13 protein-coding genes are annotated in these 12,331 nt (G+C 52.9%); 11 read left to right on the top strand and 2 right to left on the bottom strand.

Annotation, left to right across the window (positions count from 1 at the left end):
• Positions 1-17 precede the first annotated feature (17 nt).
• The 9 genes from MKX63_RS00510 (at position 18) to MKX63_RS00470 (ending at position 7,099) form a co-directional block, all read left to right on the top strand.
• Complete coding sequence (locus MKX63_RS00510; protein ID WP_341014556.1) at positions 18-539, top strand: hypothetical protein; 522 nt, start codon at positions 18-20, stop codon at positions 537-539.
• Between the two features lie 164 nt (positions 540-703).
• On the top strand, positions 704-1,708 hold the full coding sequence (locus tag MKX63_RS00505; RefSeq protein WP_341014555.1) for a tRNA dihydrouridine synthase: 1,005 nt from the start codon (positions 704-706) through the stop codon (positions 1,706-1,708).
• Positions 1,705-2,424, top strand: coding sequence for an SDR family NAD(P)-dependent oxidoreductase (locus tag MKX63_RS00500; protein WP_341014554.1), 720 nt, complete (start codon positions 1,705-1,707; stop codon positions 2,422-2,424). Before MKX63_RS00505 ends, MKX63_RS00500 begins: the two co-directional genes overlap by 4 nt.
• Before the next feature lie 30 nt (positions 2,425-2,454).
• Positions 2,455-2,901, top strand: a complete 447-nt coding sequence (locus MKX63_RS00495) for a copper amine oxidase N-terminal domain-containing protein (RefSeq protein ID WP_341014553.1) — start codon at positions 2,455-2,457, stop codon at positions 2,899-2,901.
• A gap of 221 nt (positions 2,902-3,122) precedes the next feature.
• Entirely contained in the window at positions 3,123-4,349 is a 1,227-nt protein-coding gene (locus MKX63_RS00490) for an RtcB family protein (protein ID WP_341014551.1), read from the top strand.
• Between the two features lie 77 nt (positions 4,350-4,426).
• The gene (locus tag MKX63_RS00485) at positions 4,427-4,657 is read left to right on the top strand and encodes an AbrB/MazE/SpoVT family DNA-binding domain-containing protein (protein WP_341014549.1); all 231 of its coding nucleotides are present in this window, start codon (positions 4,427-4,429) and stop codon (positions 4,655-4,657) included.
• Positions 4,651-4,992 carry an endoribonuclease MazF gene (gene mazF, locus MKX63_RS00480; RefSeq protein WP_341014548.1) on the top strand — a complete coding sequence of 114 codons (342 nt, stop codon included), beginning with the start codon at positions 4,651-4,653 and terminating at the stop codon, positions 4,990-4,992. The genes MKX63_RS00485 and mazF overlap by 7 nt, the downstream gene beginning before the upstream one ends.
• Positions 4,993-5,065: 73 nt before the next feature.
• A complete protein-coding gene (locus tag MKX63_RS00475) occupies positions 5,066-6,442 on the top strand; it encodes a YecA family protein (RefSeq protein ID WP_341014545.1) in 1,377 nt (458 codons plus the stop codon).
• Between the two features lie 87 nt (positions 6,443-6,529).
• Positions 6,530-7,099 (top strand): SF0329 family protein, encoded by a 570-nt coding sequence (locus MKX63_RS00470; RefSeq protein ID WP_341014543.1) that lies wholly within the window; start codon positions 6,530-6,532, stop codon positions 7,097-7,099.
• 36 nt (positions 7,100-7,135) lie between these two features.
• Here MKX63_RS00470 and MKX63_RS00465 read toward each other — a convergent pair whose 3' ends face one another.
• Both MKX63_RS00465 and MKX63_RS00460 read right to left on the bottom strand, forming a co-directional pair.
• Positions 7,136-7,825, bottom strand: coding sequence for a response regulator transcription factor (locus MKX63_RS00465; protein WP_341014540.1), 690 nt, complete (start codon positions 7,823-7,825; stop codon positions 7,136-7,138).
• 22 nt (positions 7,826-7,847) lie between these two features.
• Positions 7,848-9,992, bottom strand: coding sequence for a sensor histidine kinase (locus MKX63_RS00460; protein WP_341014538.1), 2,145 nt, complete (start codon positions 9,990-9,992; stop codon positions 7,848-7,850).
• Between the two features lie 378 nt (positions 9,993-10,370).
• Between MKX63_RS00460 and MKX63_RS00455 the strand changes: the two genes are divergently transcribed.
• Both MKX63_RS00455 and MKX63_RS00450 read left to right on the top strand, forming a co-directional pair.
• Complete coding sequence (locus MKX63_RS00455; RefSeq protein ID WP_341014535.1) at positions 10,371-11,390, top strand: carbohydrate-binding protein; 1,020 nt, start codon at positions 10,371-10,373, stop codon at positions 11,388-11,390.
• Between the two features lie 500 nt (positions 11,391-11,890).
• Positions 11,891-12,316 (top strand): hypothetical protein, encoded by a 426-nt coding sequence (locus MKX63_RS00450; protein ID WP_341014533.1) that lies wholly within the window; start codon positions 11,891-11,893, stop codon positions 12,314-12,316.
• Positions 12,317-12,331 lie beyond the last annotated feature (15 nt).

Here is a 12,331-nt window from a genome sequence, read left to right as displayed (position 1 = left end):
GGAGGGCGTATAAGATTATGGCGAATCCACTCTCGAACAAGAAGAGAATACGCGGCTGGAAGCGCAGGATAAAGCAGATTGACCAGTGGAAAAAGCATAATATGCACCTGGACCTGGAGGAGCTGCGAAGCGCGCAGCGGGATTATGTGAAGCTGTGGATTGACCCCTTCTACAGGTTGAACAGGCGCAATCCGCCGGTGTGGTATTCCCGCCTGCTGCTGGAGGCGATGATCGAGGTATACCATTCCTGGTCCCGGCAGATGGCAAGTCTGAATGAACCCTTTTATCTGCGAATCTGGTTCTACCATCCGAACTTCATCCAGTCGCAGATCGTGGTCGCCTTCCGGGATGCGCTGCATTTCTACGATAATACCTTCGAGACAGGAGGCGAGAGTCAGGTGTTCCCCTGGGATCTGTACGGGACAGTGCGCGGTCTTGAGGATTTCATCTGGGAGCCTGCCGCTGAGGCGGAGCCCTATTGTCTGCCGGGACAGCCGAGGTCCCAAGCCGCACAGGTATGGTTAGGCAGAATTCAATAGCAGTGAATACACACACAGCCTCAGAGACTCCTCTGGGGCTTATTGTCTGTAGAAGGGGGAGACCCCTTGGCTGGCGGCTACAAATCCCAAGGAGTTATGATATAATTTAGCTTTACTACGGCCGGATAAGGGATTATCCCGGCACGCATAGAGAGGTACTTCATATGATAAATAATTTCTGGCGTGAATTGCCACGCCCTTTCTTTATACTGGCCCCGATGGAGGATGTGACGGATGTGGTGTTTCGTCATGTGGTGAGTGCGGCGGGCCGGCCGGATGTGTTTTTTACGGAGTTCGTGAATACGGAGAGCTATGCCCACCCGGAGGGGAAGCAGGCGGTGCGGGGGCGGTTGACGTTCACCGAGGATGAACAGCCCATGGTCGCGCATATCTGGGGGGACAAGCCGGAGTATTTCCGGAAGATGAGCATCAGCATGGCCGAAGAGGGCTTCAAGGGCATCGATCTGAACATGGGTTGTCCTGTAGCGAATGTAGCCGAGAATGGCAAGGGCAGCGGCCTGATCTGCCGTCCGGAGACCGCAGCGGAGATCATCCAGGCAGCGAAGGCCGGAGGACTGCCCGTCAGCGTCAAGACCCGGCTCGGGTTCACGGATGTGGACGAATGGCGGGGCTGGTTGACTCATATTTTGCAGCAGGACATTGTGAATCTGTCGATTCATCTGCGGACCAGAGAGGAAATGAGCAAGGTGGATGCCCACTGGGAGCTGATTCCAGAGATCAAGAAGCTGCGCGATGAGATCGCGCCGGATACGCTGCTGACGATTAACGGGGACATACCGGACCGGGAGACGGGCCTGAGGCTTGCCGCAGAGTACGGAGTGGACGGGATTATGATTGGGCGCGGGATTTTTCATAATCCGTTTGCGTTCGAGCAGGAGCCGAGGGAGCATAGCAGCAAGGAGCTCCTGGATCTGCTGCGGCTGCACCTGGATCTCCATGACCACTATTCGGCGCTGGAATCACGTTCCTACAAGCCGCTGCCCCGCTTCTTCAAAATCTACGTCCGCGGCTTCCGCGGCGCCAGTGAACTCAGAAATCATCTAATGAACACCAAGTCTACCCGTGAGGTGCGTGCGCTACTGGATGAATTCGCCAGCAAAGAGCAGGACGGGACCGGGGAGCTTGGGGAATCGAGGGAGGGCGTATGAGAAACTTTATTATATTCGGAGCAAGCAAGGGCTTGGGAGAGGCCTTCGTCAAAGCGCTGCCGGTGCCGGGCGATCAAGTCTGGGTGGTCTCTAGAACCTGCCCGGACAGCCTGAAGCTTGCGGATGGAGTGCAGCGGACCTGGATTGAGGCTGACTTGGCGAAGCCGGATGCTGCGGGGCGGATTGCAGAATCATTGAACGGCGTTACCCTGGACGTCTTCATCTATAATGTTGGCGTCTGGGAGAGCAAGGGCTTCAGCGATGACTATGATTTTGAACAGGACGACCCGGCTGAGATTGCCAGCATCATTAACATTAATGTGACTGCGGCGATTACGTGCATTCAGAAGCTTTTGCCGAATCTGAAGCAGTCTGCGCATGCGAATATCTTCTTCATCGGTTCTACGGCAGGCCTCGATCATAATGATTACACCCAGGTCTCGTTCACCGCGTCCAAGTTCGGTCTGCGCGGGATCGCCAATGCGGTCAGGGAGCATGTAAAGCCGTATGGCATTGGTGTGACGGTCATCAATCCCGGTGAGATTGCTACCCAAATTCCGCTGGAAGCGGGGGTGGAGCCTGTCTTGTCCGCCTACAACGGCACGCAGATTCCGCTTCAGGATATTGTCTCCCTAGTGCAATGCGTCATGAACCTGTCCAAGGCCTCCTGTGTGAAGGAGATTAATATTCCGGCGATGCTGGATTCGAATGCGTAGGGAGGAACTCTTAATTTGGAGGAGAGCCTTATGAAAATGAAATTTATAATACCGTTTCTTGTCTTCATCATGGCCTCGGTAGGTTGTATTTCAGTCTCCAGAGTGAATGCAGCAACACCTACTACGTATGGTTCCGTTGTTTTAGACGGGAAGCCACTTGGCTTCGATACTAAGCCCATCATCCTAAATGGGAACACGATGGTGCCGTTTCGTAAGATATTTGAAGCCTTAAATATGAATGTCCAATGGGATTCCAAAACCGGAAATGTTACGGCCCAAAGTACAGGGACAACGATTAAAATGACCGTGGATAGCCTTAAGGCCAAGGTCAATGATAAAGAATTCACTTTAACTCAAACGCCATTTAATACTCCTGAAGGAACAGTTTATGTGAACCTCCGTTTTATTAGCCAAGCCATAGGGGCAACGATAAGCTGGGATAATGTGAAGAAGATTGCAACCATAGATACTAAATAAAATCTTGTGTGATAGTAAATAGGCCGTTTCCTTTACGGGGCGGTCTATTTAGGTTCTCGAATGCCGGTAACTTATGCTACATTGTTAGATATCCCCAGTTCGTAATACTTCCGCCATGTACTTGGGGTCCCGGATAAGCGATTATAGACACAGAAGCTTAAGAGGGCATGAGGACGCTGCGGCACCATCGCAGTGATCCCGATCATAGGAGGTAGAACGAAATGGCGTATCAGAATATAGACGGTGTGCGTGTGTGGGGGAAGCCGGATGAAGGAGCCATGGTGCAGGCCCGGATGTGTGCGGAGAATGGCAACGTGGTGCAGACCCTGCTCATGGCGGATCATCATAAAGGCTACAGCCAGCCAATTGGCGGGGTTGTCGTGTACGACGGACAGATCTCGCCGTCTGGCGTGGGTTACGATATCGGGTGCGGGAATAAGGCGGTGCGGACCGGCTTGAAGATAGAGGAGCTGCGGCCGCGACTCTCAGGGGTCATGGACGAGATTGCCCGCAGAATCTCCTTCGGTGTAGGGCGGGTTAATAACGAGCGGGTGGACCATGAGCTGTTCGACGACCCGGATTGGGCGGTGTTCAAAGCGGTGGGCAGCGGAGTACATGATAAGCTGAAGGTCCTGGCGCAGAATCAGCTCGGTACTGTCGGCAGCGGCAACCACTTCGTAGACATACTGGAAGAAGACGCAACCGGCCGGGTGTGGATCGCCAACCATTTCGGCAGCAGAGGGTTCGGGCATAAGACAGCGAGCGGGTTCCTTAACCTGGCAGCAGGCAGAGACTTCCTGGCAAATGCCCCCGGAGAAAAGATGGATCAGCCGCCCGTACTGCTCGACCTGCACAGTGAGCTGGGCGATATGTATTACAGAGCGATGAAGCTGGCCGGGCGTTATGCCTATGCAGGAAGAGACTATGTTATCCAGCAGGTCTTGGCTATCCTGGGAACGGAAGCGGATATGGAGGTGCATAACCATCATAACTATGCCTGGAAAGAGACACATGACGGCAAGGAAGTCATCGTTGTCCGCAAAGGAGCTACTCCGTCCGCACCCGGCCAGATGGGCTTCATCGGCGGGAGCATGGGAGACATCTCCGTGATCGTCCAGGGCAAGGACAGCGCGGAGAACCGGGAGGCGTATTATAGCACCGTTCATGGAGCAGGCCGAATCATGAGCCGGACCCAGGCGGCAGGCCGTATGAACTATAAAACCCGCACCCGCAGCGGCGGCCAGATCACAACAGCGCAGATGTTAGCTGCGGTCCGGGAATTTGGCGTAGAGCTGCGCGGAGCGGGGACGGACGAGAGTCCTTTTGTCTACCGGAAGCTGCAAGAGGTGCTGGACGCGCACGCCGGAACCGTTGAGGTTATGCATGTGCTAAAGCCAGTGGGCGTATGTATGGCTGGCGCGGATGAGTTCGATCCGTATAAGGATTGAGGGGGATTCAATATTATGATTTGACTTCTAAGTGCATTGTGTATAAACTTTGTATATACAATTTAGGGGGCGATTCTATGTTTCAGGTTCAAAAATGGGGAAATAGCTTGGGCATTCGTATTCCGAAATCCCTTGCCCTAAAGGTCGGAATTGAGGAAGGCTCTGAAGTTGACTTTGATGTGGAAGATGGACATCTTGTTATTAAGCCTAAGTCGGTTACACTGGATGAAATGTTATCCCAGGTTACCCCGGATAATATCCATAAAGAGGTCTCTACAGGTGAGCAACAAGGACGGGAAGTATGGTGAAAGGTGCATATGTGCCGGATCGAGGCGATTTGATATGGTTGCAATTCAATCCACAAGCGGGACACGAACAAGCAGGCAAGCGCCCTGCCCTGGTCGTGTCGCCTGCTTCTTATAATGGTAAGGTTGGGCTCTTTTTGGTCTGTCCGGTAACTTCTAGATCGAAGGGCTATCCGTTTGAAGTAGGCATTCCTCAGGATCTGCCCATTGAAGGGGTTGTCCTTGCTGATCAGGTAAAGAGTCTCGATTGGCAATCCCGGCAGGCAGTGTTCATCTGTAAAGTGCCACAGCCCATACTGTCAGATGTCGTTTCTAAACTCGACTTACTAATTCGTTAACCATGAGATTAACGACAGACTATGGCCTAAGTACTATTAAGATGAATATATCTAACCTCAGAGGAGTATGAACATGACAGGAAGAAATGACCCTTGTCCTTGCGGCAGCGGCAAAAAGTATAAGCAATGCTGTATGCTGAAGCAAGCGGAGGAGCAGACACTGCAGGCGAAGGGGCGGCATTTTTTTGATCGTAAATTTAAATTGACGAAAGACCTTTATGCCTTTATGGCTCAGAAGCATGGCGGAGAATGGACATTTGATCATCAAAAAGTTCTTCCCTTCAAAACTAATTTAGGATATTCCTTAGACGGGGCTGGCAACATGTGGGCGCATTTCTTCCATGTATATGATAATGGTCTGCGTGGAATAGAGTGGTTCATGGAAGAGCGAGGGCACAGATATACCGGAGAGGACCTGAAGATGCTGGAGCGTTGGCTGGAGATGAAGCTGTCCTGCTACCAGCACGTAGACCGGTATGAGCAAGGTGAGATCATTGAAGACATCTGGACTGGAGAGAGGTACCGGATGCCTTACTGTGAGACGATGATTAAGCTTCCGCCTTGGGCCGTAGCGATCGGGATGCTTGAGCCGTTTGTAGAAGATTGGTGTATTCACGGATTATTTACGTGGGCCCACCCGGATGCAGCAACCGCAGTGATGAACCGGGTAGAGCAGCTGCAGGAAGAAGCCTCCGGGACTACTGAACAGAAGTTATCTCCTGCAGACATACTGAGCCGCAACTACCCGGAGATACTCGATTTATCCATTAAAATCAGTAACAGCGAAGGGAAGACGCTCAGCACGCAGAAGGAGATGAAGGAAGTAACCTGGGTAACGCGTGAATATACCTGTGAGCACCGTGAGTTGCTGAAAGAGATGCTGCTGGACATTAGCGATGATTATTTTCTGGCACCGGGCACCGTGCCTGAAGAAGGTATAGCCGTAATTAGCCGGATAGACAGGCTGGTCGGGCTGTTAGGCACACTTCCGGCGGAGCGCCGGGAACGGCTTAGCTTGGATGAGATCCAGCTCTCGAAGGATTTGGCAGATATTAAGATCGACAGACAAGGGATGGTAACTGTCACCGGTTGGCAGAGCGCTGAGCTGGAGGCTACGCTGGAACTGCTCGACTCGGAGCGGTTTGCAGCCGCAGGTCTGACCCGGGTGAATGAAAGCAGAGATGCCCATATCCTCCCCCGGGAACGAATCGTGGAAGGGTACAATATAGTAACAGATAAGCCCCTTTCCGACCAGGAAATCGGAGCTTACGGGAATCTGCCCATGCTGCTGCAATGGATGCTCGATACATTGCAGCAAGACCCCGATGAAAGTGCGGAATTGCTGGTCAGAAAAAGAGAATATGAAGAATCTCGGGCCAATCCGCAAATATCCAGCCTGAACCTGTTACGTGTAGCGCTGGGGTTGCCGGAGAGTCCGTTTACCGGGTAAGATAAGTGAGGATCGGAGAGTTGAGGGAAGGGACAAGCCCGGAGCCAACAAGCCGGTCCTCTATTTTTTTAGTGAAGGTGGGATTACATGTCCTGGAGCAAACTCAAGCAACAATTGGAGGGCTTCCTCAGCCCATCCTTAGAGGGACGGGTAGAGTACCGGGCGCCCGCTTACCGCTATTCGCCTGATAAATCAGGCACCTGTTATATTACGGTGGACAAGAAGAACATCCTCAGCATGACCGACAAGTCCAGCCCCATCCGCTGGTACTCGTCCGAGCTGGAGGTCAAGAATGACCCGGAGCTGCATATTCCCGTCACCCATGAGGATATTGAAGCAGTCAGACTGACGGCCAAGGGGCCGATCCCTGAGGACCGCCTAATTATTATGGCCCGAAGCCGCTTAACCACTGAACATGCCAAGGCACTGATATTGGCCCAGGCTGGCCTGACGAAATCGAATTTCATTATGGTGGCGAATAAGTTCCTGGTTACTCCCATTGAGGAGAGCCTGGAGAGCAGTGATATAGTACTGAATATCCTGGCTCTGATGGACCGGAGAGTCGGGCGGAAGCGGATCGAGGGGATGGCCGGGAAGATGCAGCGGAAGCATCCGGCGGTGGAGTACTTCTATGATCTGCGGCGCGGGGCACGATGATGGTTATAGCCGCAGCCGTCAGCGCGATTCGCTGGTTCAGCGTTTCCCGGCAGCCAGCATATATCCGGCCCCCCGGACGGTAATGATCCGCTCGGGATGGATAGGGTCGTCCTCGATTTTTTTGCGCAGATTACTGATGTGGACCGCCACCGTTCGCGTATCCTCCAGACTCTTCATCCCCCAGATGAGGTGAAACAGCTTATCGACAGTGACCACTTGATTCACGTTCTGTGCCATGTAGGAGAGCAGACTGAATTCCTTTTTCGACAGAAAAATCGTTCTGCTGCCCATATGGACAGACTGTGCATAGAAATCCAGCGTTAGTCCCGGCAGCTCCAGCAGCTGTTCTCTTCTGCCTGAGGATATCCTGCGGAGATGGGCCTTGATCTTGGCCATGAGTACGCCCGGACTGAACGGCTTGGTTACATAATCGTCCCCGCCATACGATAAGGCGCTGATCTTCACCTCATCCTCCTCTTGACTGCTTAGGAACACAATCGGCGCATTCGTGTAATTGCGTGCGTTCTTGCACCAGTCAATGCCGTTCTCATTCGCCAGCAGCACATCCAGCACAATCAGGTCCGGGTTAAAGGATGCCAGCAGCATCATAGCATCGGCCCCGTTGTGGCAGGATGAGGAGTCGAAGCCCTCCCGCTGGCAGTATAGCTGAACAATCTCGCAGATATGGGGATCGTCGTCAACGATCATAATTCGGTATGTGTCCATTCTATTGTCACCTTCCTGCATCTCAGATCAACGGCAATATGACCCGGAAAATCGACCCCGTCTTCCCGTCGCTCTCCGCCCGGACACTCCCGCCATGCGCTTGCACAATTTCCCGGCATATCGCGAGCCCCAGCCCGCTGCCCTCCACGCCCATGTCCACCCCCGGCCGGTCCACCCGGTAATTGCGGTCGAAGATCTGCTCCAGCTGCGCTGGAGGAATACCTATACCGGAGTCTTGTACGCTGATTACCGCAGAGCGGGTATCATTCACCTCGTCCACGGTTAAGGCAAGACGCACCAATCCGCCGTCAGGCGTGAACTTCATCGCGTTCGACACCAGATTGAATAACGCCTGTTCTAAGCGTTGTGTATCGATCCGGGCAACAGGCTGGTCCGCGCTTGAAGCTTCCGTATCCCCGATGTTCAGAGCGAAATCCAGCCCCGCATCCCGCACCACCAGCTCATATTGCTCATAGAAGCCGCGCAGGAACTGCATCACCTGAACCGGCTCTATCCGGTATTCCACTTGCCCTGTCTCCAGATGGGACAAGAAGCTCAGCTCCCCGATCATGCGGTTGATCCTTATCGTGTTATCACGGATATACCTCAGGTATTGTTCATTGTGCTCCGGCTTCACCCTGTCTATCACCGCCTCGACATAACCGAGCATACTGGACAGCGGCATCCGCAGATCATGCGTGATGTAGGCCAGCAGCTTCTTCCGGCCTTCCTCGGAATGCAGTAACCGCTCATACGACAGGCGGAGGTCCTCATGGGCGACGGATAAGGCACGGGTGCGCTCCAGCACAATCTGCTCCAGGTTGGCATTCATCCCGGTCAGCTTGTGGTTGGCCTCCTGCAGCTCCCGTGCAATCCGCTCTTCATTCGTTGCTGCCCGCGTGAATCTGGAAGAGAGCAGCAGCATCTGGGCAACCGTGAAGATGAGCAGTCCGAACGGGGAGGTATTGGCGATGGGCGACCATTCGTTGTAATACAGGAAATCGTTGACCACCGTAGCCAGAGCCACCACCGACACCAGCAGGAAGATCAGCGCTCCCTCCATCCGCCGCAAGGCCGCATGAGCCAGCCCCACCATCAGATACACCATATGGAGAACCACGACGACACCGATCAGCACCAGCATCCGGGAATAGACGAGGGCAGGGGTCACCACAACCACCAGACAGAGTGCGCCGGTGACGATCCGGGAGCCATAGCGGAACCACCGCGACACGTAATCCGGGAAAATGCACTCAAAATACATCGTGATCACCCATCCGCCGAGGCATAGGATCAGATACTCCAGCTTGAACTGCAATTCCCATGGAAAGTGAGGCAGCCACTGGGTAAGCATAAGCTCGCCGTTCAGCAGGGAGCGGATCGCGAACATCACAGTGAACAGGCCGAAGTATAGCGGGGCCCGGTCCTTACGGCGTAGCATGAACAGCAGGAGATGATACACGCCGATCACCAGCAGGCTGGCCGTGATGAACATATCGGCAGCAATCTTCAGATGGGTCCGGACCGTTAACACATTACTGCCGCCCAGCTCGATATCCTTGGTGATGCCGCCCCGCTTATGATGGAAGTTCGCTACTTGCATCACCAGCTCCACCGTGTCGCCTTCAGGCTGGAAGAACACCAGTCTCGTCGCCAGAATCGGCGTCATGCCCTCCTTGTCCTGATCCACCACACCGACCTCTGACAGCAGCTCTCCGTTCACCCATAATTTATACGCATGAAAAATAGTAGGCAGCCGCAGAGCCAACCGCTCCTTACTATCCTGCTCACTAAGCCGGATCACCAGCCGGAAGGTGGCATAGCCTTCGCCCTTCAGCGCATTACCGTCCATCGGGTAGCCTAGCCAGGAGCTGGGGATGTTGATATACCGGTCTTGGTCGGCTGGTTGTCCGCCTGCCATCTGGCCTCGTATATCCTCGGGTGAGAGCAGCTTGTGCCAATAGAAGGCCCATTCTCCCTGTAGCTTCAGCGGATTCTGATAGATAGAGTTGTGCGTTAGATCCAGAAGGCCTTCCTTGCTTCGGGGCTTGGGGGCATCCGGCGTTGCAGACAGGATGGCATAGCTTGCGATCAGCCCGATAACTACGACCACAGCGATATGTAACCAGATATTACGACAACCGGACCTTAGTATACCCCTCATCATGATGCTGACCCCAATCTACAAAATTCGTCATTCTTAAGCTCATTGCCTTAATGATAGCATCATTGCCGAAAATTGTGTGAAATTGCACTATTTAAAGTTTTCTTTTCTTGCCTGAACAGGCTGAATTCCCGTGTAGAATGCGAGGTAAGGAGACGGGAATGTCGAAAATTGTAAGGTTCTCGGGGTGTTTTGAAAGATACATGATTTATGGAATGAATTAGAAAATCGGTAATAAAATATAGTACCCTGTGGATGGCCCTTGAAGGGGCCTTTTTATATTATGTTTTGGGGCCCCCGCAAAGTACCTGAGTAAGCATCGAAGCTTAGCATCACTTTGTGGGGCAGTTTGCGGGGAAACGATCTGAGGAGGCTTGGCTATTGTATACCAAAGTGTCAGCTAGAGCTGTATCCCTGTTAGCCGCATTCGTATTACTGCTCTCCGTGTTCTTCACCGCCTTACCGAACGCAGAGGCAGCCGCGAGAGGAGCGTGGTCACCAAACACAGCCTATGCGGTGAATGACACCGTAACCTATGGCGGAGGTACATATACCTGTCTGCAGGCGCATACGTCCCTCACCGGCTGGGAGCCGCCGAATGTTCCTGCACTATGGAAAAGCGGCAGCACCACCACACCGACACCAACGCCCACAACGCCACCGGCAACGAATGGGGCCATCTTCTATGCAGACAGGGATTATGGCGGCAAGGCTGTTACCCTGGGAATAGGCAATTATGTGCTGTCCCAGCTGAACAATGCAGGCATTCCGAATGACTGGATGTCCTCGCTCAAGGTACCCAGCGGCTGGACGGTAGAGGTGTATGCAGACGATAACTTCGGGGGCACGAAGTGGACCTATACCTCAAGCTCCTCCTGGGTCGGCGACAGTGTGAATGACAAGATGTCTTCGGTCAAAATCTACACCGGTTCACCGCCCGCAACCGGCGTCACCCGCCCCTCCGAGGTGCCCAGCCAGATCTGGACGTATGCCATGAACGTGGACAATAAATTCGGCAAAGGGGGAGATTTCGCTCTACTTCTGAGCGCGGTGATCAAGAAAGAGAGCAGCTTCGGAGCAGGTCTGCCGGGCAGCCCGTCCGCCGGTGACGGCTTGATGCAGGTCGAGCCGAATACACGTGCCGCGTATGCCTCCCAATTCAGCGCCAAATTCGGCCGCACCTATAATCACAGCAGCGAGCAGGATCAGGTAGCCTTGGGCGGACTGATTCTCGATGAGAAGATCTCCAGATTCGGCAACATCTACAACGGACTTTTACACTACAACGGAGGCGACAACTGGTATCCAGGCGCCACCGATTCCTACGGCCGCCCGATTCTGGCGGATCAGTATGCCAATGCTGTGTACGGGACGTATAAGGGGTATGGCGGGAAGAACTGAGGGAGTACCTTTCTTCCTTTATACATCAACAAAGACGCTCGGGAATTTCCCCGCAGCGTCTTTGTTATTGTATAGGCGAATACAATGGGCTGCTGCGATGAGGAATGGGCCCCGTGCCCCGCAGCCAGCAACATTTTTAGAGAAATCCTGCAAAAATTGCAACAATACTCCTCAATAGAAGTGGTCTACGTCGAAATCCTGCACGAAATGTAACAAAGTTAGCGCTATCTTGCTCTCTGCGCCAGAATTCCTGCAAATCATGCAACATTGTACCCACAGCTAATGATAGTTATAGAAAATCCTGCAAGATGTGCAACAATGCTCTTGCCCTTAGAAGGAAATAAGACACCCGAGGGCTTCACCAGCTTATGATATACTTGGGGGTGAATGTCAAAACGATATCATGATGAATGAGCAGACAAGGAGGTTAACCTTATATGCGTAACCGGAAGGTTTTTTTAACACTTAGAATTATAATTACCGTTCTTCCTATTGTCCTGTTGATCCAAAATTATGGTACCACCATTCGCATCTGGCTCCATCCTGTAACCACAACGGTAGGGCAGGTAGCCCCCATTTTGCCTAACAAGGAGATTACTACCCTGACCTTCATTCCTGGAAATGACGCAGAGAGGGAATTCGAGATTACCCGCGATGATGATCTTAGCGATCTCATAACCCGTCTTTCCAGCCTGCAAATCAAGGAAAAGAACAAAAGTAACCAAAAAGAGCCGGATCAATTCGACTCCATATTTTTAAGCGTCCAAGGCGGCCTAAGAGTGATTCTGGATGTCTCCGAAGATAAGAAGGAGCTGCTTCTGCTGAGAGTTAGCAAGGATAACACCACCACCCGATGGTATTCTGTCCTTAACCAGGAGGAGATGGAGCAGATCGTCAGCTTAATTATGGAGAAGAAAACAAATTGAGCATGAGCTAATATA

The organism is Paenibacillus sp. FSL R7-0179, from assembly GCF_038002265.1.
In the GTDB taxonomy this organism is placed as follows: Bacteria; Bacillota; Bacilli; order Paenibacillales; family Paenibacillaceae; genus Paenibacillus_AQ.
This window is presented reverse-complemented; position numbering and strand designations above follow the sequence as displayed.